Genomic DNA, 21,031 nt, shown 5'->3' with positions numbered 1-21,031 from the left:
GAGAGTGACGAGCGGCTGGAGGAACGCTACGACGAAGCGAAACGGGCAGCGTTCCAGGCCGAGTATGACCAGCAGGAAGCGGAATTTCAGGGCTACATCGACAAGAACGCCCGTGCTTATGTTGCGCTGTTCGACACACCCATGTTCAAGGTGGCCGAGCAGTACGACTACGACGGCGATCACCGCGAGTCTGGCGTGGCCTATGCCAAGACCATGGCGCTGTGCCTGGGGGGTGGCATTACCGAGGCGGTGGCGCCCGGAACGAGTCCCACGGCCGGCACCAGCGAAACGCTCTGGCTGAAATGGCTGCAGGATCCTGATAGTCCCCCTTACCGCGCGTTGCTGATGCGCGACCGTGCGTTGTTGGCCGGTTTGCTGCCCAGCTTTTCCGCCACCGACGTTATCAACTGGAATGACAGCGACAAATTCTATGGCATGTTGAGCAAGATCATCGCCAGCGACGACGCCGGCTTGCGCATGCGCAATACCCTCAAGCAGGCCATCGCCGAAACCCAGGGTGCCCTCAACGCCGCCAGCCAGCGCTTGGCGCCCAGCCTGCCGTCAGGCATTCAGAACGCCGTGCGGCACCTGAACAGCGCGACGCAGTATCTGTACAACGGTGTGCACCTGATCGAGCTGGAAGTGAAGATGAAGCTGGGTGAGTACTACGCCTTGCAGAGTGCCCACTTGCGCGAGTTGCAGCACAAGGCCAATGCCTCGATTGCCGAAGCCAGGGACCGGATGCATCGCAATGTCGATGACTTCGACCTCCATTCAACCAAGGCCTGGAACAAGGTGCGGCCGATCATGCAGCACGGGCTGATGAGCCTGGCCGTGCTTGATCCACGGTTTACCCACACCATGATCAGCGTAACGGTGTGGGTGGAGGGTACGGCTGAAGAGGTGCGTGGTTGGTTGCTTGAGGGAGCCAGTATGGCGGTGACCCAGGCGAGTAGTGCGGCACAGATTGCCTTGGTGGATATCTCGGTGGCGGCGGGGACGCTGGAGGCGAATGCGCGCAAGTTGCTCCAAGGGATGAGGATCACTGCGCAGCAGGCGGCGAAGCTTGTGCGGACCGGCTTTAGCGGCTTGCGGGGTGTGGCAGGTAGCTGGGAGTTACTGTTGGCGATAGGCGGGTTGTATTTGCAACACGACAGCCTGAGCAGAAACCAGGATAAAGCAGAAACCGAGATTGGGCCCAAGGCACATGAGGCCAAGCTGGCGCTGCAAGGGTCGCAATTGGGATTGTTGGGAGGGCAAATTGAACTAGTTGGGCTTGTGATTAGATCAAGTGCTGGCCACATGGGAACGTCTTGGGCTAAGGGTGCGACGGGGGCAGGCGTCTCGTTTATAAAAATCGGTGCCATGATTAGTGCAATGGCCGGTATGTTTGATGCGGTACAGGCATTTGTCGCAGCAAAGCGCGCGTTGGCAGCAGGAGACAATAAGGCGGGAGCAGCTTATGTTGGCGCGGGTTTTGCGTATACCGTTTCAACCGGGGCGTTCGTGTATGCAGTGTTCAAGCCCCTAATAATAGGGCCTTTAGGTGTCGCAGTGATACTGGCGCTCACGGCGTACGCAGTAAGCAAATGGGCTGAAGGAAATGAGCCTACAGCTTTGGTGCGTTGGGCTCGACGCTGTTGCTTTGGAAAGGCTGACGAAAAGCTGGTTGTATATTGGGGGAGTCCTGAATATGCGGATATTGCGTTTGCAGAGCTTAACGCAGCTGCGTTAGGTGTTTGCACGGCGGTCAATTTCGAATCCAGGCTGTTAAGTGATCAGTCCGGCCCCAAAATAGGAGGGTTGGTCAGCTTGGAGTTGGAGCATAAACTCAAGTTTAAAGTCGTATTGCCTGGCTATAGTGATGAACGCTCGGCTCTTCGTGTGACCCTCATAGTGCATCGGAGTGGTGATGGTGAATTCCCCGATTTCATTGGCGGGGAGACTGTGTTTGTAGATGAATATCAAGCCCTCCCGATAGAGGCTCTCACTAAAGCGGTAAAATTCCCTGGTTTTTCTCAGCCAAAATTGCCCGACTATAGACGTAAAGTTTCAGTGGGTAGAAAACGTAAGTCGCCAAGCTTAGAGGGGGCGACAATATCCTGGCTGGAAATAACTGGATCTGTAGAGTTGCTGGCGACTATCGGACCACACACAATTTGTGCTGCGACGCTGCTAGTAATGTACTGGCCCGATAGATCGCTGGTGAATGCTTATGCTGAAGCTTGTGTCAGGGAAGTTAACGAATGAAAGTCAGATCTGGACCTCTTTGGAAGCGAGCTTTATTTTGGAGTTATGACCTGCCAGGTGTCAGTTCTCAGGAAGTGTCACGTTTCAGTGTGGAGGATATAAAGCCAGCGCCAAATTATTTTAATGACGTGTATCTAGAGTTGCCTCGGTCTACGGTCAGTTTGCGTGGTGTGGCAGCGCTGGTAGGAGGGGCGACTTTGGTCCTGTCTTTTGGTGCGGCTATATATCTGTATTCGCTCTTGCTGAATTTTAGCTGGTCGCGTGATTGGTTTATGGGTCTTGTTCTGTTGCTCCTGCCACCATTCGCTATGTGGGCTGTTGCGTGCCATGTAAAAATTGACCTAATGCTCCCAAGAGATGAGCCAATCCGTTTCAATCGCCAGCGACGAAAGATATATTTCTATCAATACAGATTCCATTACGTCTACCTGTTCAGCCGAAAACACTGGGGCGTCAAACCGGTCGCCTACAACTGGGACGACGTAACCGCGGAGGTCTACCGCGTCTACGCCCCCGGCCACGGCGGCCTGATTGAAAACGTCATGCTGTCAGTCCGTAGTCCCGAAACCGGCGAAGTCATTGATCGTGTCTTCTTCACGCATACCCTGCACCAAGGTGAAGCCTACTGGGCCATCGCCCGTCTGTTCATGCAACAAGGCCCCGAAGCCTTGCCAAAATTCGTGCACCCACCCCGCGACTGGAACGACGACGACGGCCTCAGCCACATGCATTGCTTGGCCCCAAAGGTTGTGTGGCCAGCAGACATTGACCGTGAATCCCGTACAGCACCGTCTGAAGGAGAAACCCAATGAACCCGGTTGTACTTGTAGGCCACCGACATGAATGCCCGCTGCATGGCGTCAATCAGGTAGAGAGCGGCAGTGCCACCTATACCTTCAACGGCAGGGCAGTTGCGAGGGTAGGTGACCGCACCACGTGTGGTGCGGTTATCGAGAGTGGGGCAGAGCATTTCCTGATCGAAGGCGCGGCGGTGGCGCGCAAAGGCGACCGAACGGATCATGGCGGTGTGCTGGATGAGGGCGATGTCGGGTGGTTGCTGTAGGACTGTGTGGGTTTACTGATCTGTTTGCCGGCCTGGGAGGCCACTTCAAGGGCTTGGCCGTCCCGTTGCTTGCCTTGGCGAGCAAGGCCTTCAAGCTGCGGTATCAGCATGCCTTCCGGCAAATGCCGCCAGAAACGCCCGGGCATGTGCAGGCGCAAGGCATCCGGGTTGAGGCGGGCAGGGTTGAAGGTATGGCGATAATAGGTGCGCCACAGTTCGGCGCCAGGGTCGTCGGCGTTGCGTGCCCATTGCTGCCAATCCTCAGGGCAATGGCGTTGGTAATCGAACTGCTGGCCGTCAAAGCGAATGCCATCCTGTGGGGTGGCGATCAACCAGCGTAAACGCCCCAGACGGTCGGCAAAATGGGGGCTGGCACTTTCCAGAACGTCATGCGCCGGTTCGTGATAAGCCACCAGATCAAGTTGCAGGCGATCGGCCAACGCCTCTGGCAGCGGTACGAAGCGCACAAAGGCATGCAGGTGATGCGCCTCCCGGGTGACTTGCTTGATGCGCCGTTGCAACTCACTGCCCAATCGGTCACCTGCCAGCATCGCCGTGCGGTCGCCATGGGCAACACGCCAGAGCACTTCATACAGCAGGTTCCAGCGCTGTTCGCCACGATAACGGGCAGCCTGCTCCAACTGGCTCAGCAGCACGGCCGGGACTTTGGCACGAAAGGGGCCTGGGCCTTCCGGGGGCGCTGCCGGTGCTGCCAGCAGGTCGGCCATCGGGCCTTGCGACCAGGTGACCTCGGCGGGGTCGATGCCATGCCCCAGCAACACCCGGGCCTGATCCCGCCAAGTGGCGAACTGGTCATCACAATCGAGCGCGATCATCCCCACAACCCCATCTGCACGGGCGCCTGCGGCTCACGCAAACGCGCCCTTAGCAGGCCGCTGCGCAGCTCGGCCTGGGCCGGGCGATAATCGCTGGTGACGATGAACGGCCGTGCCTTGTCCAGCACGCAGCGCAGCTGAATGAGGTCGTCATAGCGAATGCGCCGCTCTCGGCGCAGTGCGACCAGGCGTTGCACGCTACGCAGGCCAATGCCGGGAATACGCGCCAGCAGCGCGGGCTCGGCGCGGTTCACGTCCAGCGGGAATACCTCCCGGTTGGCCAGCGCCCAGGCCAGCTTTGGGTCGATGTCCAGCGCCAGGTTGCCGCTCTGGCCCAGCAGTTCACCCGCCTTGTAGCCGTAGCCACGCAGCAGGAAGTCGGCCTGGTACAGGCGGTGCTCGCGCAGTAGCGGCGGGGCAGCCAAGGGTACGCTGCCCGGGCTGTCTGGGATCGGGCTGAACGCAGAGTAATACACGCGTTTGAGGCCATAGCCTTGATACAGCGACTCGGCATTGCGCAGCAGGGTGCTGTCGTCGGTGCTGTCGGCACCGACGATCACTTGGGTGCTTTGGCCGGCAGGGGTGAAGCGCGGGGCTTTGGGTTCGTTGGCCACCGCTTGCTGGCCCAGGTGAATCACGCCCATTGCCTGGCGGATGGTATGCGCCTGTTTTTCCGGTGCCAGGCGCTTGAGGCTGGCGTCGGTGGGCAGCTCGATGTTGACGCTGAGTCGGTCGGCCAGGCGGCCGGCTTCTTCGATCAGCAGGGGGTCGGCATCCGGGATGGTCTTGAGGTGAATGTAACCGCGGAAGTTGTGTTCTTCGCGCAGCAACCGGGCTACGCGGATCAACTGCTCCATGGTGTAGTCCGCCGAGCGGATGATGCCGGAGCTAAGGAACAGGCCGCTGATGCAGTTCCGCCGGTAGAAGTCCAGCGTCAGGCGGACCACCTCTTCGGGGGAAAAGCGCGCGCGAGGTACGTTGCTGGAGCGGCGGTTGACGCAGTACTGGCAGTCGTACAGGCAGAAGTTGGTCAATAGCACCTTGAGCAGCGAGACGCAGCGGCCGTCGGGGGTGTAGCTGTGGCAGATGCCCATGCCGTTGGTGGCGCCCAGGCCATCACCGCCGCGTGAATTACGCTTGGGCGCGCCGCTGCTGGCGCAGGAGGCGTCGTACTTGGCGGCGTCGGCGAGGATGCCGAGTTTGGCGATGAGCTGCATGTGACTGACTCGCGATACTGAATATTCATACAGTATTTTGAGAATTCATGAATTGCAAGGGGCACGAAGCTCCGCCTTGAACATACCCGAGTAAATCCATCAGCTAAGCTTGTGCCGGACTAACGGACAGCAACGAGGCACGGGAGAGGTTATGAAGATCACCATCAAGCCGGAACTGGCGCTGGCCGGGCTGGCGCTGGCATTGAGCATGCTCAATGCCCAGGCAGCGGAAACCAGAAAGGTGGACGTGATGCTGGTGGGCGGCGGCATCATGAGTTCCACGCTGGCCGTTTGGCTCAACGAGCTGGAGCCAGGCTGGTCGATGGAGATGGTCGAGCGCCTGGACAAGGTGGCCGAAGAAAGTTCCAACGGCTGGAACAACGCCGGCACCGGCCACTCGGCCTTGGCCGAACTCAACTACACGCCGGAAAAAGACGGCAAGATCGACATCAGCAAAGCCGTGGAGATCAACGAGTCGTTCCAGGTCACCCGCCAGTTCCTCGCCTGGCAGGTGAAGCAGGGCGTGTTGAAGAACCCGCATTCCTTCATCAATACCACGCCGCACATGAGCTTCGTGTGGGGGGACGACAACATCCGCTTCCTGAAAAAGCGCTATGAGGCGCTGCAGGCCAGCCCGTTGTTCAAGCCCATGCAGTACTCCGAAGACCACGAGCAGATCCGCAAGTGGGTGCCGTTGATGATGGAAGGGCGCGATCCCAACCAGAAACTGGCCGTGACCTGGACGCCAATCGGCACCGATGTGAATTTTGGCGAGATCACCCGGCAGTACGTGGGTTACCTGCAGACTCGGCCCAACTTCGACCTCAAACTGTCCACCGAGGTGCAGGACATTACCCGCAACGGTGATGGCTCCTGGCATGTCGAATACAAGAACCTGAAAGACGGCAGCAAGGCGGCCACTGACGCCAGGTTCCTGTTCATTGGTGCCGGTGGTGCGGCGTTACCGCTGCTGCAGAAGTCGGGTATCGACGAAGCCAAGGACTATGCCGGCTTCCCGGTCGGCGGCTCGTTCCTGGTCACCGACAACCCGGCCATCGCCCAGCGCCACATGGCCAAGGCCTATGGCATTGCCGCGACCGGTGCACCGCCGATGTCGGTGCCGCACCTGGACACCCGGGTGCTCGATGGCAAGCGGATGATTCTGTTCGGGCCGTTCGCCACGTTCTCGACCAAGTTCCTCAAACAGGGCTCGCTGCTTGACCTGCTTGCCAGTACCAGTGTGCACAACGCCTGGCCGATGGTGCGGGTGGGCGTACGCGAGTTTGACCTGGTGCAGTACCTGATCGGCCAGGTGCTGCAATCCGACAATGACCGCTTCGAAGCGCTGCGCACCTACTTCCCCGGGGCGAAGAAGGAAGACTGGCGGCTGTGGCAGGCCGGCCAGCGGGTGCAGATCATCAAGAAGGACGAAGCATTGGGTGGCGTGCTCAAGCTCGGTACCGAGGTGGTGACATCCAAGGACGGCAGTATCGCCGGCTTGCTGGGGGCTTCGCCGGGTGCCTCGACCGCACCACCCATCATGCTCGATGTGCTGAACAAGGTGTTCAAGGACAAGGTGGCAACGCCGGAATGGCAGGCCAAGATCAAGCAGATCATCCCGTCCTATGGCATTCGCCTCAATGACCACCCGGACCAGGTACAGAAGGAATGGGCATACACCAATGAGGTGCTGCAGCTCAATCCGCCAGGCAGTAATGCTGCACCGTAAGTGGCTATGGCCGGCTGCTTGAAAGCGGCCGGCCAAGGTTCACTGCTGGCTGGCTGGCGGCACTTGGCCACGTCCAATACCGTAGTATGTCAGGCCTGCAGAGGCCATGTGGTCAGGCTCGTAAAGGTTGCGGCCATCGAATACCACTCGGTCTGCAAGCAATTGGGGCACCGTGTCCAGGTTGAGCACACGGTAGTCTTGCCATTCCGTCACGATCACCAAGGCATCAGCGCCTTGCAGGGCAGCTTCCTTGGAAGGCACAAGCTGCAGGTCGGCGCGTGGGCCGTAATGCCGCAGAATTTCCGGCATCGCCTGAGGGTCGTGCGCCTGTACTCGTGCCCCGGCAGCCCACAGCGCCTCAAGTACCACCCGGCTGGAGGCTTCGCGAATGTCGTTGGTATTGGGCTTGAACGACAGTCCCCACAACGCAAAGACCTTGCCACGCAGTCCGCGTGAGTAGTGACGCTGGATCTTGTTGAACAGCCGGCCTTTTTGCTGTTCGTTGATCGACTCTACCGCGCGCAGCAGCTGCGGCTCGAAGCCTTCGGCTTCGGCGCTGCGGCGCAGGGCTTGCAGATCCTTGGGGAAGCACGAACCGCCGAAACCGCAGCCGGCGTAGATGAAGTCGTAGCCAATGCGCGAGTCTGAGCCGATCCCGCGACGTACCATTTCGATGTCGGCACCTAAATGCTCGGCCAGATTGGCGATTTCGTTCATGAAGGAAATCTTGGTGGCCAGCATGCAGTTGGCTGCGTATTTACTGAGCTCGGCGCTACGCGCATCCATGACCATGAATTTTTCGCGATTTCGGTTGAACGGCAGGTATAGCTCGCGCAGCAACTCTACCTCGGCTGGCGTGGCGCCACCGATAATGATGCGCTCCGGGCGCATGCAATCGTCCACGGCCGAGCCTTCCTTGAGGAATTCGGGATTACTGATTACCTGAAAGCGGTTGGTGTCGGCCACAGCCTGTGCAATACGCTCCTTTATACGGTGCACGGTGCCAACTGGCGCGGTAGATTTGTTGACGATTAACTTGGCACCTTCGGCATGTTTGAGAATGTTGTCGACCACGGTGAAAACCTGTTTCAGGTCAGCACTGCCGTCGGCCTGTGCAGGGGTTCCGACCGCGATAAACAGCACCGTGGCGAAATTGGTGGCTTCGTCGGTATCGGTGGTGAAGCGCAGGCGTCCGCAGGCCAGGTTTTTTTCCAGCATCGGTGCAAGGCCTGGCTCGAAGATAGGGCAATGGCCTCTATTGAGTGTGGCGACACGCTCGGCGTCGACGTCCATGCACAACACCGAATGTCCCACATGGGCCAGGCACGCTGCCTGGGTGAGGCCGACATAGCCAGTACCGAAAACCGTGACTTTCATCTGACAGCTCCTTGGCAAGAACGCTGACGAAAAATGTCACAGTGGTATTTAGATTTTGTTACCTGAACGGGCTGCTACTTCCTGCGCGACTGCCCATAGTTGCTGGCGGAACCACTGGCGCAAGGGATCGGCATGGGTGCGTTCGTGCCAGATCTGCATTACCTCGATTGCAGGCAGTACCAGCGGAAGTGGGTACATGAGCAGGTCGTCATCACGTTTGACTGCTTCAATAGCCAGCGAGCGCAGGCAGGTAAGCAGAAGGTCTGTGCCTTGTATCATGCGCATGGGGGCTATGAAACTCGACAGGCCTGCCACTACTCGCCTGTGCTTTCCTTGGGCGCGCAAGGCGCGGTCGACCAAACCATCAAGGTCGCCGGTGAGGGTGGTGAGCAGGTGGTCGCATGCCAGGAAGGTGTTGAGGTCCAGGCCATTTCCAAGGCGAGGATGACTGCGAGAGGCCAGTACTACGAAGTCATCGCTGAGCAGGCGCTGCTGGTGGAAGCTATCCGCCAGGTCAGTGAAGAATCCGGCGACGGCAAGGTCGCAAGTACCTTTCTCCAAGGCTTCCCGCGGGAGCTGGCCACGGGTGTTATGGGTGACCAGTGTCAAGTTTGGCGCCTGGTTACGCAGGATCGGGAGCAGCCCAGGTAATAGCGTCTGCTCTACATAATCAGTGCTGTACAGGTGCAGGCGGGCAGGGCGTAAAAGAAAATCCTGCCCTTCGCAGCGTTCGTAGAAACTTTCCAGGCCCATGATCAAGCGCTCGACTTCGGCAGCCAATTCGTGAGCGCGTGGCGTGGGCGTCAAGCCCCTCGGGGCGCGTACGAACAATGGATCACCGAACTGATGGCGCAGCTTGTTGAGCTTGTGACTAAGTGCAGGCTGGCTCAGGGCCATGCGCTGCGCGGCGAGGGTGAGGTTGCGCTCTTGATAAAGCACATGAAACAGGTGCAGCAGATTGAGATCCTTGCGGGTGATATTCATTTTATGGATCACAGGTATGCGAGCATTCGAATTATCGAATTCTAGCCTGGTCGTTAGGATGTGCCCATCCCGCCAATGTAAGACGGCGCTTAGATCAGGAGATTGATGCATGACCAGGTTGTCCTCGCTTGCCCTCACTATTGCCACCGCCTTACTGACCAGTGGCGCCCATGCCTCGTCCAAGGGTGAAGTTCTTGTGCTGCTCTCCAGCGAGAACCAACTGGCGCTACAGGACGGCAAGCCCTATGCCACCGGCTATTACCTCAATGAGTTCGGCGTGCCTGCCGACCAGTTGCTCCAGGCCGGTTACACGGTGGTGCTGGTGACACCCAAGGGTAACGCCCCGAGCGTTGACCCACTTTCGATCGATCCTCAGTACTTTGCGGGTGATGCGAGCGAAATGCGGAGGATCGAGAAGGTGGTCCAAGGCTTGGCGGACATTGGCGATACCTTGTCGGTGAAAGAGGTGCTCGCCAGTGACATGGGGCGGTACGCCGGTTTGTTCATTCCCGGCGGCCACGCCCCCTTGATCGACCTGGCCAACAACCCGGACGTCGGTGCCTTGCTGCGGCATTTTCATGAGGCTGGCAAGCCTACGGCCGCTATTTGTCATGGCCCCATCGCCTTGCTCTCGGCGCAGCGGGACCCGGGAAGCTATCAACGGATGTTGGCTCGTGGTGAAACACCGGCCGCCACCGACTGGTTGTACAAGGGGTACAGGATGACTATTTTCTCCGACCCGGAAGAGCAAGTGTTCGAAGGTTCGCTCAAGGGCCAGCGGCTGTTGTTCTACCCGGCCAAGGCCATGGCGACGGCCGGTGGCGATATGGCTTACGCCAAGGCCTGGCAGCCCAATGTGGTAGTGGACCGCGAACTGATCACGGGGCAAAACCCATTTTCGGACAAGCTGCTGGCCAAAGCGCTACTGGAAAAGCTTACTGAGCAGGCCCAAGGCGCTGAGCAAGCCAACTAGACTTACACAGGGTCTGTTTTGCGAGCGTTATGGCAGGCCCATCCAATAACCCCGACCACCGCCTCCCCGGAGCGGATGTCCCTCGCTGGCGATGGCCTTCTTGCAGAGGAGGGCAGGTCATGGACGAGGCAAGGCTTCATGATTTCATGGGCAAGCTGGTGGGCGACATGGGCGCCGCAGCGACGCTGGCAAATGTCATCCTGGGTGACGAGCTGGGCCTGTACCGGGCCCTGGCCGACAGCCAGCCGACCACGCCCGAGGCGCTGGCGGCCAAAACCGGCTGCCACCCTCGGTTGGTGCGCGAATGGCTGAACGCCCAGGCGGCATCGGGCTACATGACGCACGACAAGGGCCTTTTTGTGTTGCCCGAAGAGCAGGCCATGGCTTTGGCGCTGGAGGACTCCCCGGCTTACATGGCGGGTGGTGCTGCAGTGATCGCGGCATTGTTCCATGACAAGGACAAGCTGGTCGCGGCCATGCGCGGCGATGGCGGGCTGGCCTGGGGCGACCACCACCCGTGCATGTTCAGCGGTACCGAACGGTTCTTCCGGCCGGGTTATCGGACGTTCCTGGTGGCTGAGTGGCTGCCGGCGCTGGAGGGTGTGGTGGCCAAACTGCAGGCGGGCGCCAAGGTGGCGGATGTGGGGTGTGGGCACGGCGCCTCCACGCTGGTCATGGCCCAGGCATTTCCGGCGTCGACTTTTGTAGGTTATGACTACCACGGTCCCTCTATCACCACCGCCAACGAACGGGCGCGCGAAGCGGGGCTGTCGGAGCGGGTGAGTTTTCAGCAGGCAAGTGCCAAGGATTACCCGGGGCATGACCATGACCTGGTGTGCTTTTTCGATTGCCTGCACGACATGGGCGACCCGGTGGGGGCGGCCAGGCACGCCTACCGTGCATTGAAGCCTGACGGTACGGTGATGCTGGTAGAGCCTTATGCCGAGGATTCGCTGGACGGCAACCTGAACCCGGTCGGGCGGTTGTTTTATGCCGCGTCGACATTTATCTGCACGCCGAATTCGTTGTCGCAGGAAGTGGGCTTGGGGCTGGGCGCGCAGGCCGGGGAGGGGCGGTTGCGGGCGGTGTTCGAAGCGGCGGGGTTCAGCCGGTTCCGGCGGGCGACGCAAACGCCGTTCAACCTGATTCTGGAGGCCCGGAAGTAGAGGCCTGGCCTGGAAAAGCAGAAGGGGCGCCATGTGGCACCCCTTCTGTTTGCTACTTAGGCTTCAGCGTCCCAGGGACGATCGCCTTTTTCATCTTTAACGCGGGTCGGCAGGCCCATCACGTCCAGCGCCTTGAGGAACGGCTCGGCTGGCAGCTCCTCGACGTTGACCATGCGCTTGGCATCCCACTCGCCACGAGCTACCAGCAGGGCGGCAGCCACTGGCGGTACGCCGGCAGTGTAGGAAATACCCTGGCTGTCGGTTTCGGCGTAGGCCTCTTCGTGGTCAGCCACGTTGTAGATGAACACTTCGCGCGGCTGGCCATCCTTGGTGCCTTTGACCAGGTCACCGATGCAGGTCTTGCCGGTGTAGCCTGGGGCCAGCGAGGCTGGGTCCGGCAGCACGGCCTTGACCACTTTCAGCGGTACCACTTCCAGGCCTTCGGCGGTTTTCACCGGTTGCTCGCTGAGCAGGCCCAGGTTTTTCAGCACGGTGAACACGTTGATGTAGTGCTCGCCGAAGCTCATCCAGAAACGCACGTTCGGCACGTTGAGGTTCTTCGAGATCGAGTGAACTTCATCGTGACCGGTCAGGTACAGATTTTGCGAACCTACCACCGGCAGGTCGTCAGTACGCTTGACCTCGAACATGGTGTTGCTGGTCCACTGGCTGTTCTGCCAGCTCCACACTTGCCCGGTAAACTCGCGGAAGTTGATTTCCGGGTCGAAGTTGGTGGCAAAGTACTTGCCATGCGAACCGGCATTGACGTCGAGAATGTCGATCGAATCAATGCTGTCGAAATACTGCTGCTGCGCCAGTTTGGCGTAGCTGTTCACCACACCCGGGTCGAAACCGACGCCGAGAATGGCAGTGATGTTCTTTTGTTGGCACTCTTCGAGGTGTTTCCACTCGTAGTTGCCGTACCACGGCGGGGTTTCGCAGATCTTGCCCGGCTCTTCGTGGATGGCGGTGTCCAGGTAGGCGACACCGGTATCGATGCAGGCGCGCAGCACCGACATGTTGAGGAAGGCGGACCCCACGTTGATCACGATCTGCGATTCGGTTTCGCGGATCAGTGCCTTGGTTGCCTCGACATCGAGGGCGTTGAGCGAGAAGGCCTGGATGTCGGCGGGTACCTTGAGGCTACCCTTGGCCTTGACGCTGTCGATGATGGCCTGGCATTTGGAGATGTTCCGTGACGCGATAGCGATACGACCCAGTTCGTCGTTATGCTGCGCGCACTTGTGGGCCACCACCTTGGCGACACCTCCTGCACCAATGATAAGAACGTTCTTCTTCAATTTACCCTTTGCTCCTTACTTGAGTAGCCAGTCTTACGACAGGCTGGAAACGTAGTCTTCGAAACCGAACTCGCGGACGACTTCGACGCTGCCGTCGAGTTGCTTGACCACGATGGAAGGCATTTTCAGACCGTTGAACCAGTTTTTCTTGACCATGGTGTAACCCGCCGTGTCGACGAACGACAGGCGATCACCAATGGCCAACGGACGATCGAATTGGTACTCGCCGAAAATGTCGCCGGCCAGGCACGACTTGCCGCAGACCATGTAGGTGTGCTCGCCGTCATTCGGGGCCATCTTGGCGTTGAGGCGGTAGATCAGCAGGTCGAGCAGGTGCGCTTCGATGGAGCTGTCGACCACGGCCAGGTGCTTGCCGTTGTACAGGGTGTCGAGCACGGTCACTTCCAGCGAGGCGCTGTTGGTGATGGCCGCTTCGCCCGGCTCCAGGTACACCTGTACGCCGTATTTCTCCGAGAAGGCCTTGAGGCGCGCGCAGAAGGCGTCTACCGCATAGTCTTCACCGGTGAAGTGGATGCCGCCACCCAGGCTGACCCACTCGACCTTGTGCAGCAGGTGGCCGAAACGTTCTTCGATATGCGTGAGCATCTTGTCGAACAGGCCGAAGTCGCCGTTCTCGCAGTTGTTGTGGAACATGAAGCCGGAGATCTGCTCGATCACCTGTTCGATCTTGGCCGGGTCCCATTCGCCCAGGCGGCTGAACGGGCGCGCCGGGTCGGCCAGCAGGTAGTCGGAGCTGCTGACTTGCGGGTTGACGCGCAGGCCGCGTACCTTGCCTTCGGACTGTTCGGCAAAGCGCTGCAGTTGGCCGATCGAGTTGAAGATGATCTTGTCGCAGTTCTCCAGCATTTCCTCGACCTCATCGTCGGCCCAGGCCACGCTGTAGGCGTGGGTTTCACCGGCGAACTTCTGGCGGCCGAGCTTGAGCTCGAAGAGGGAGGACGAGGTGGTGCCGTCCATGTACTGCTGCATCAGGTCGAACACCGACCAGGTGGCGAAGCACTTGAGGGCAAGCAGCGCCTTGGCACCGGAGTGTTCACGCACGTAGGCGATCTTCTCCATGTTGCTGAGCAGCTTGGTTTTGTCGATGAGGTAATACGGCGTCTTGATCATTTAAAGGCCCCCGGCCAGGCCGGCCAAAAAAAGGACACGCATTGTGCCTTCACTTGCCGCAGACCGAAAGGGTGCGATACGCATTTCGTCAGGGGTGACGCCGTTGCGAGGGCATTTTTCCGGTTGCGGCGGGCTCAGTAGAACAGACGCATGTGACTATCGTAATCACCACCGACAGGTGGCAGCCTCAATCAGCTTGCTGCAACCACGCCTTAATCTGCGCCAGCGTTGCGGTAGCACCGCCACAAACCACCACCAGCACGCTCTGGTATTGCGCCAGTGCGCCCGGCGCATACGCCAATGCCAACGCGGCCCCGCACGCCGGTTCGACCAGCAGGCGATGGTCCAGCAGGAACCGCTCGCAGGCCTCCAGCGCTGCGCGATCGCTGACCAAGTGGCTGTGCACCGGGTGCTGCTGCGCGCAGATCAGCGCCTGATTTGCGACGCGCTTTGCCCCCAGCGACGTTGCCACGGAAGCAATACGCTCCAGTTCAACCGAATGCCCCGCCTGCATGGCCGCATGCAGCGAAGCTGCACCGTTGGTTTCCACTGCCAGCACCGGTACCTCGCCCCACCCGTTGCGCTGCAACCCTTCGACCACGCCGCTGAGCAAGCCGCCGCCACCTACCGACAGCACCACAGCGTCGGGCTTCACGCCGGCTTCGGCCACTTCATCGATCAGGCTGGCATGCCCGGTCCATAACAGCGGGTCGTCAAACGGGTGGATAAAGGCGTCATCCGGGCCGACGAGGGTCTGTGCCAGGGCGTTGGCTTCTTGCCAGGAGCTGCCATGCACCACCACCTTGGCGTCTTCCAGACGCAGCAATTCCTTGGCTCGCTCAGTGGTGGTTTCGGGGACTACTACGGTTACCGGTACGCCCAGCTTGCGCCCGGCGTATGCCACCGCCAGGCCGGCGTTGCCCCCCGAGGACGAGATGAACTGTTTGGCGCCGCGGGCCTGATGCACTTCGCAGGCATGGCCCACCCCGCGCAGCTTGAACGAGCCGCAAGGTTGCAGGGCATCGAGTTTGAGCCAGACATTGCAGCCGGCGGCCAACGACAGCGGTCGGGATTCGATCAGGGGTGTTTGGATATGCAAGGTCATTGGCTGGCTCCGCGCAATTGTTCAAGGTAGTTGTAAATGGTGTAGCGGGTCACGCCGAGGGCACTGGCAGCCTTTTCCACGCCGCCTTTGACGATGAACAAGCCACGCTCCTGCATGACTCGAACAGCCTCGACTTTGGCCTGTTTGTTCATTCGCCCCTGGCCGCTGCGCTGAAGCGAGGCCTGGATGATTTCACTCATCAGCAGTTCCATGTCGGCAGGCTCGCTTACCGCGGGTGTGGCACCCAACGGTTGCAACTGCTGGAGAAAGCTCATGGCTGCGTCCAGGCCGGTGATGTCGGTGTTGACACAGAGGCTGGCGAAGGGGTGGCCGGTGCTGTCTCGAAAGATAGCGGTGGCGCTGCGCAGGGTGCGGCCCTTGAGCGTGGTGGGGTAGTCGGGGAGTACCACGGGCTCGCAGCCGCGCTGATCGGCCGAGGCCTGCATCAATGCTTTGAAGCCTTGGTCCTGTTCCGGGGCTGCAATAATCGGGCTGCCGACGCTACGGCCGGACAGGTGGCCGTTGACGATCGCCACCACGGAGTGCTCCGGGTGGTCGAGGTCGTGCAGGAGGATTTCCATGTTGCGTGCGGCAACGCTACCCAAGGCCTGGATGGCGGCCTTGAGCACAGAGAGGGTGAGGTGGCGTTCTTCGCTGGGGGAGATGGGCATGGCAGATCGCACAATTCAACTTTTTGTGTATTTTTACACATTAAGTTGAATTGTGCGATCTTCGCTGCAAAGCAGCCCCAATAATCAGCTCAGGGCTGGGGTGCGTGGCGGGATCATGCGGCGCGAGCCGGTCGCCTCGAAGGCTGCACCAAAGCTCAACAGCGCATTGTCGCTGTAAGCCCGCCCGGCAAAGGTCAGCCCCACCGGCATGCCGATGTCGGCCATCACGCCCATCGGCACGGTGACGGTTGGCACACCCAGGTGACGGATCGCCAGGTTGCCGTTGGCCACCCAGATACCGTTGCTCCAGGCGATGTCGGCCGAGGCCGGGTTGACATCGGCGTCGGCCGGGCCCACATCGGCAACGGTCGGGAACAGCACCGCGTCCAGGCCCAGATTGTCCATCCAGTCTTCCAGGTCCAGCTTGCGGGTCTTTTCCAGGCCGCGCAGGCCGTCAGGCAGGGTCTCGATCTGGTCCCAGGTTTTCAGACCACGCTTGGCCATGTTGACGTATTCGTCCATGCCGGCAGCCAGGTCGTCTTCACGGTTGGGCAGGGTACCCGGGTCGTGGGGGAAGATCTGTGGGCCATCGACATCGGCCAGGCGGTTGAGCTTGGGGTCGTCGTTGGCGCGCAGGAAGTCGTCGAAGGCCCAGCCCGAAAGCTCCCACAGTTCGTCGTGCAGGAATTCCTTGCTGACAATGCCACGGTTGTAAACAGTCGGGGCACCCGGGCGGTCGCCCTCGCAGTTGGACACCAGCGGGAAGTCCACTTCCAGTACTTCGGCACCGGCCGCTTCCAGGGCCTGGCGCGCCTGCTGCCACAAGGCGATCACCGTGGCGCGGGTGTTGATGCGCTGGCCGGTCGGGCCGCCGATGCCCGGCTTTTCGGAGGTGCCAGCTTCGGCATCCGCATTGATGTACATGCGTGGCACACCAAAGCGCTTGCCTTTGAGGGCACCGGCATCCACGGCCAGATCCAGGTAAGACGCAGGGCGCACCGTCGACGCTGCCGGAATCGGCACCCAAGGCTGCAAGCGCCACAGGTCGCCGCGCTTGTCAGCGTCATCGGCTACCACCACATCGAGGATTTCCAGCAAGTCGGCCATGGTGCGGGCGTAAGGCACCACCACGTCCATGGTCGGGGTCAGCGGCCAGTTGCCACGCACCGAAATCACCCCGCGCGATGGGGTATAGGCGCACAAACCGTTGTTGGACGCCGGGCCACGGCCACTGGACCAGGTTTCTTCAGCCAAGCCGAAGGCGCTGAAGCTGGCGGCGGTGGCGGTGCCGGCACCGTTGGAGGAGCCCGAGGCGAACGGCGCGGTCAGGTAGTTGGCGTTGTACGGGCTTTCGGCGCGGCCATACACGCCGCGCTGCATACCACCGTTGGCCATGGGCGGCATGTTGGTCTTGCCCAGGCACACGGCACCGGCGGCGCGCAGGCGCTCGATGGTGAAGGCGTCGCGCTGGGCGACCAGGTCCTTGAAGGCAGGGCTGCCGGAAGCAGCGGTCAAGCCTTTGACCAGGTAGCTGTCCTTGGCGGTGTAGGGGATGCCGTCCAGCGGGCTCAGCACCTGGCCCTGTGCGCGGCGGGCGTCGGAGGCCTCGGCTTCTTTCAGCGCCTCCGGGTTGCGCACCACCACGGCGTTCAGGGCCGTGGCGGTGTCGGCGCCATCGTAGGCGTCGATACGCGCCAGGTAGGCCTTGACCAGCTCGACCGCCGTCGTGCGGCCCGATTCGAGCGCGTCGCGCAGCTCGGCAATGGAAACCTCGGTTACCTCGATCATGCGTTCACCAAAAAAATGTGCAGGTGGGGGCTAATGCGAGGAGTGTACAAGAAGGGCTTGACGGACGCAGGTTTGCGCGCGGGCAAACGGTTTTATGCAGGCGGGCATTGTTGGGGTCGCGTAGCGACCCCGGCTAGCCCTCAATCCAGGTCCGCCGCGCAATGCCGCTCGGGCACCTGGCTGTCTTCATCTCCCCAGGTCCGGTTCACCCGGGTGCCGCGCTGCACCGCCGGGCGCTGGGCAATTTCTTCGGCCCAGCGCTGCACGTTGGGGTATTCGTCAACCGCCAGGAACTCCGCCGCGCCATACAGGTTGCCGCGCACCAACTGGCCATACCATGGCCACACGGCGATATCGGCAATGCTGTACTCGTCGCCGCCCAGGTAGCGGCTTTCGGCCAGGCGGCGGTCGAGTACATCCAGCTGGCGCTTGGCTTCCATGGTGAAGCGGTTGATGGCGTACTCGTCCTTCTCTGGTGCATACACGTAGAAGTGGCCAAAGCCACCACCCAGGTAAGGCGCTGCGCCCATCTGCCAGAACAACCAGTTCAGGCTTTCGGTGCGTGCAGCCGGCGATTTCGGCAGCAGGGCACCGAACTTGTCCGCCAGATACAGCAAGATCGATCCCGATTCGAACACCCGCACAGGTGGCTCGACACTACGGTCGAGCAGGGCAGGGATCTTCGAGTTGGGGTTTACCTGGACGAAGCCACTGGAGAACTGGTCGCCCTCGCCGATGCGGATCAGCCAGGCATCGTACTCGGCACCGCTGTGGCCCAAAGCAAGCAGCTCTTCAAGGGCAACGGTGACCTTGACGCCATTGGGCGTGGCCAGGGAATACAACTGCAGCGGGTGTTGGCCCTGCGGCAGGTCCTTGTCGTGCGTCGGGCCTGCAACCGGGCGGTTGATGCTGGCGAACTGGCCGCCGGATGCTGCGTCGTTGCGCCAGACCTTAGGTGGCACATAGGCGGGCTTGCTCATGCATGAATCTCCTTCAATGGCGCGAAACGGTCACGTAAAGACGTGGACCTGCATCTATGCCACGGGTTCGATGCCATGCGCAAATGCATAGGGCGCGCACGCCACATGCATGACGACGGTTTCATCCAGTTTTCATGCTGTGCCGGCCAGGCCGGTTCTATGCTGGGCTATCACTTCGCCCTGCAAGGAACCGCCGGCCGATGACCCTTCCACGCTGCATGTTGGCACTGGCCCTGCTCGCCGGCCTGCTGGCCCACGCCGAGGCTGCGCCATGGGTGGCCGGCCTGCACCACATGACACTGGCCGACCCGGTCGATAACCGGCCAATGCAAGCCCTGGCTTTTTATCCGGCCGTTGGGTCAACCCATCGCAGCCGTATAGACGGCTACCCAGTCGAGGTGGCTGAAGAGGCACCCGTTGCCATGGGCCGGTTCCCGTTACTGGTGTTGTCTCACGGCAACACCGGCAGCCCGTTGGCCTTGCATTACCTGGCCACGTCCCTGGCGCGCCAGGGGTTCGTGGTGGTAGCTGTCGTGCACCCGGGGGACAACGCCCGCGACCACACTCGCCTGGGTACCCTGAGCAATCTTTATGGCCGGCCACTGCAAGTCAGCGCTGCCATTGGTGCTGCCCGTGACGATGCATTGCTCGGGCCTTACCTGAATGAAGGCAAGGTCGGTGTGATCGGCTATTCGGCCGGCGGCGAAACCGCGTTGATACTGTCTGGCGCGCGCCCCGACCTGGACCGCCTGCGCCAGTACTGCCTGGAACGTCCGAACGACGCCGACGCCTGCAAAACCCACGGGATTCTGATTGCCGACCGCAGCGAGCTGGCGCCCCAGGCAGACCAGCGGGTGGGGGCGGTGATGCTGATGGCCCCGTTAAGCTTGCTGTTCGGACGCCATGCCCTGGCCGGAGTGCAGGTACCCGCCCTGATCTACAGCGGAGACAGCGATCAACTGGTGGCCGTGGACCGCAACGCCGAAGCACTGGCCCGCAAACTGCCGGTCACACCGGATTACCGCTTGCTGGCCGGCGCCGGCCACTTTGTGTTCATGGCCCATTGCGACGCCGAGCAATACACGCGAATGCCCGTACTGTGCAAAGATGCCGAGGGCGTGGATCGACGCCATATTCATCATTCGCTGGAGCGCGAAACGGCGGCGTTCTTCAGCCAGGGGCTGGGTGCACCGCAACCGGGCGAGCGGTCAGCCGAGGCGGGCGCGCCGCGACAGCAACAGCGTTAGGCCCACCCCGGCCAGGGCCAACAGGGCCGCCACGCAGAAGATCGAGGCATAGCCGAAGTGCACGGCCACTGCGCCCATTACCGGCCCGGCGATGGCCAAGGCCATGTCAAAGAACACCGCATAGGCGCCTAGCCCCGCGCCACGGCTGCTGCTGGGGACCTGCTTGATTGCCTCTACGCCCAGCGCCGGGTACACCAACGACAGCCCGAAACCGGTAAGCCCAGCGCCGACCAGCGCCCAGGCCGGGGAAGGTGCCAGCCATAACAAGCTCAGGCCAAGCACTTCGGTGGCCATGCAGGCGACCGCCACGTTGTAGCCACCAAAGCGGTTGACCGCATTGACGAACAGCAGCCGCGAAATGATGAAGCACACACCAAACGCACTCAGGCACCAGGCAGCACCGGCCCAGCCGCGCTCCAGGTAGTAGAGGGTGACAAAGGTGGTCAGGGTGCCATAGCCGATCGAGGCGAGGGTCAGGCCCAGGCCACACGGGGCCACACGGCCGAACGCGGACCAGAAGGGCAGGCGCTTGCCGCGCACCACCACCACGTCAGGACGTTTGCGCAGCACCAGCAGGGCAGCCACGGCCAGCACCAGCAAGGCGGGCCCCAGTACGCTGAAGTCCAGCCCGTCCACGGCCAGTACGCCCAAGGGGGCGCCTATCGCGATAGCACCATAAGACGCAATCCCGTTCCACGAGATCACCCTGGCGGTGTGTTCGGGGCCGACCTGGCTGATGCCCCAGCTCAAGGTGGCTACACCAATCAACCCCTGGGCGATGCCCAGCAGCAAACGGCCTGCGAGCAGCAACGCGAGGCTCAGCAGCGGCAGCGTCAGGGTCCAGGCCGACAGCAGGGTCAATACCCCGCAGCTGGCAATCCCCAGCAGGCCGAAGCGGATGGCCCGCTTGCCCCCAAGCGTATCGGCAACGCGCCCGGCAAACGGGCGGCTGAGCAAGGTGGCCAGGTATTGCAGGCCTATGGTCACCCCGGCGATCACCGCGCCAAAGCCCAGCTGGTCGTGCACATAGCCGGGCAGTACCGCAATCGGCAGGCCGATGCAGAGGAAGGCAATGAAGGTGTAGAAAACGATCGACAGGATCTGCAGGGTGATATGCAGGGTATTGCGGGTGGGGGCGGGTTGTTGCGCGGTCATGGGCTCTTTCGCGGGCGGGCGTTTGGGCGTAGTTCCATGATGGCTGTTACAGGAGGGA

18 protein-coding genes are annotated in these 21,031 nt (G+C 61.1%); 7 read left to right on the top strand and 11 right to left on the bottom strand.

Going from position 1 to position 21,031, the window contains the following annotated elements; all coding sequences use genetic code 11:
* The 3 genes from D906_RS26860 to D906_RS17665 form a co-directional block, all read left to right on the top strand.
* On the top strand, positions 1 to 2,250 hold a 2,250-nt coding region (locus tag D906_RS26860), incomplete at its 5' end, for a T6SS effector BTH_I2691 family protein (protein ID WP_256586153.1).
* Positions 2,247 to 3,062, top strand: a complete 816-nt coding sequence (locus D906_RS26855) for a DUF6708 domain-containing protein (protein ID WP_232238325.1) — start codon at positions 2,247 to 2,249, stop codon at positions 3,060 to 3,062. The genes D906_RS26860 and D906_RS26855, both read left to right, overlap by 4 nt.
* Entirely contained in the window at positions 3,059 to 3,313 is a 255-nt protein-coding gene (locus D906_RS17665; protein ID WP_025754191.1) for a PAAR domain-containing protein, read from the top strand. The genes D906_RS26855 and D906_RS17665 overlap by 4 nt, the downstream gene beginning before the upstream one ends.
* Here D906_RS17665 and D906_RS17660 read toward each other — a convergent pair.
* Both D906_RS17660 and D906_RS17655 read right to left on the bottom strand, forming a co-directional pair.
* Entirely contained in the window at positions 3,268 to 4,155 is an 888-nt protein-coding gene (locus D906_RS17660) for a TIGR03915 family putative DNA repair protein (RefSeq protein WP_025754190.1), read from the bottom strand. The genes D906_RS17665 and D906_RS17660 overlap by 46 nt on opposite strands.
* Positions 4,146 to 5,366 carry a putative DNA modification/repair radical SAM protein gene (locus D906_RS17655; RefSeq protein WP_019096772.1) on the bottom strand — a complete coding sequence of 407 codons (1,221 nt, stop codon included), beginning with the start codon at positions 5,364 to 5,366 and terminating at the stop codon, positions 4,146 to 4,148. The genes D906_RS17660 and D906_RS17655 overlap by 10 nt, the downstream gene beginning before the upstream one ends.
* A gap of 151 nt (positions 5,367 to 5,517) precedes the next feature.
* Here D906_RS17655 and mqo point away from each other — a divergent pair, with 151 nt between their 5' ends.
* Positions 5,518 to 7,095, top strand: a complete 1,578-nt coding sequence (gene mqo, locus D906_RS17650; RefSeq protein WP_025754189.1) for a malate dehydrogenase (quinone) — start codon at positions 5,518 to 5,520, stop codon at positions 7,093 to 7,095.
* Between the two features lie 39 nt (positions 7,096 to 7,134).
* On the opposite strand, the gene D906_RS17645 is transcribed toward mqo, so the two are convergent.
* On the bottom strand, positions 7,135 to 8,472 hold the full coding sequence (locus D906_RS17645; protein WP_027615523.1) for a UDP-glucose/GDP-mannose dehydrogenase family protein: 1,338 nt from the start codon (positions 8,470 to 8,472) through the stop codon (positions 7,135 to 7,137).
* Positions 8,473 to 8,520: 48 nt separating this feature from the next.
* A complete protein-coding gene (locus tag D906_RS17640) occupies positions 8,521 to 9,456 on the bottom strand; it encodes a LysR family transcriptional regulator (RefSeq protein WP_019096775.1) in 936 nt (311 codons plus the stop codon).
* Between the two features lie 109 nt (positions 9,457 to 9,565).
* On the opposite strand from D906_RS17640, the gene D906_RS17635 reads away from it, so the two are divergent.
* Together D906_RS17635 and D906_RS17630 are read left to right on the top strand one after the other, a co-directional pair.
* Positions 9,566 to 10,429 (top strand): type 1 glutamine amidotransferase domain-containing protein, encoded by an 864-nt coding sequence (locus D906_RS17635; protein ID WP_019096776.1) that lies wholly within the window; start codon positions 9,566 to 9,568, stop codon positions 10,427 to 10,429.
* Between the two features lie 119 nt (positions 10,430 to 10,548).
* Entirely contained in the window at positions 10,549 to 11,595 is a 1,047-nt protein-coding gene (locus D906_RS17630) for a class I SAM-dependent methyltransferase (protein WP_027615524.1), read from the top strand.
* Between the two features lie 56 nt (positions 11,596 to 11,651).
* Here the strand turns inward: D906_RS17630 and D906_RS17625 are convergent, their stop codons facing one another.
* From D906_RS17625 to yghU, 6 genes are all read right to left on the bottom strand, one after another.
* Complete coding sequence (locus D906_RS17625; protein ID WP_016394970.1) at positions 11,652 to 12,896, bottom strand: saccharopine dehydrogenase family protein; 1,245 nt, start codon at positions 12,894 to 12,896, stop codon at positions 11,652 to 11,654.
* 33 nt (positions 12,897 to 12,929) lie between these two features.
* Positions 12,930 to 14,027 carry a carboxynorspermidine decarboxylase gene (nspC, locus tag D906_RS17620; protein WP_016715639.1) on the bottom strand — a complete coding sequence of 366 codons (1,098 nt, stop codon included), beginning with the start codon at positions 14,025 to 14,027 and terminating at the stop codon, positions 12,930 to 12,932.
* Positions 14,028 to 14,214: 187 nt separating this feature from the next.
* Complete coding sequence (locus D906_RS17615) at positions 14,215 to 15,132, bottom strand: pyridoxal-phosphate dependent enzyme (RefSeq protein ID WP_027609383.1); 918 nt, start codon at positions 15,130 to 15,132, stop codon at positions 14,215 to 14,217.
* A complete protein-coding gene (locus D906_RS17610) occupies positions 15,129 to 15,803 on the bottom strand; it encodes a transcriptional regulator (protein WP_016715637.1) in 675 nt (224 codons plus the stop codon). The genes D906_RS17615 and D906_RS17610 overlap by 4 nt, the downstream gene beginning before the upstream one ends.
* Positions 15,804 to 15,887: 84 nt before the next feature.
* Positions 15,888 to 17,591, bottom strand: a complete 1,704-nt coding sequence (locus tag D906_RS17605; RefSeq protein WP_025754184.1) for an amidase — start codon at positions 17,589 to 17,591, stop codon at positions 15,888 to 15,890.
* A gap of 140 nt (positions 17,592 to 17,731) precedes the next feature.
* Entirely contained in the window at positions 17,732 to 18,571 is an 840-nt protein-coding gene (gene yghU / locus D906_RS17600; RefSeq protein ID WP_019097584.1) for a glutathione-dependent disulfide-bond oxidoreductase, read from the bottom strand.
* A 200-nt stretch (positions 18,572 to 18,771) separates the two neighbouring features.
* Between yghU and D906_RS17595 the strand changes: the two genes are divergently transcribed.
* The gene (locus tag D906_RS17595) at positions 18,772 to 19,818 is read left to right on the top strand and encodes a dienelactone hydrolase (protein WP_027615525.1); all 1,047 of its coding nucleotides are present in this window, start codon (positions 18,772 to 18,774) and stop codon (positions 19,816 to 19,818) included.
* Here D906_RS17595 and D906_RS17590 read toward each other — a convergent pair.
* Positions 19,780 to 20,973: an MFS transporter gene (locus D906_RS17590; RefSeq protein WP_019097582.1), complete on the bottom strand. Its 1,194-nt coding sequence runs from the start codon at positions 20,971 to 20,973 to the stop codon at positions 19,780 to 19,782. The genes D906_RS17595 and D906_RS17590 overlap by 39 nt on opposite strands.
* Between the last annotated feature and the right edge of the window lie 58 nt (positions 20,974 to 21,031).

It is taken from the genome of Pseudomonas sp. LAIL14HWK12:I1 (assembly GCF_003202095.1).
GTDB lineage: Bacteria > Pseudomonadota > Gammaproteobacteria > Pseudomonadales > Pseudomonadaceae > Aquipseudomonas > Aquipseudomonas monteilii.
The sequence above is the reverse complement of the archived record's forward strand: the minus strand, read 5'-3'. Positions and strand labels throughout refer to the sequence as shown.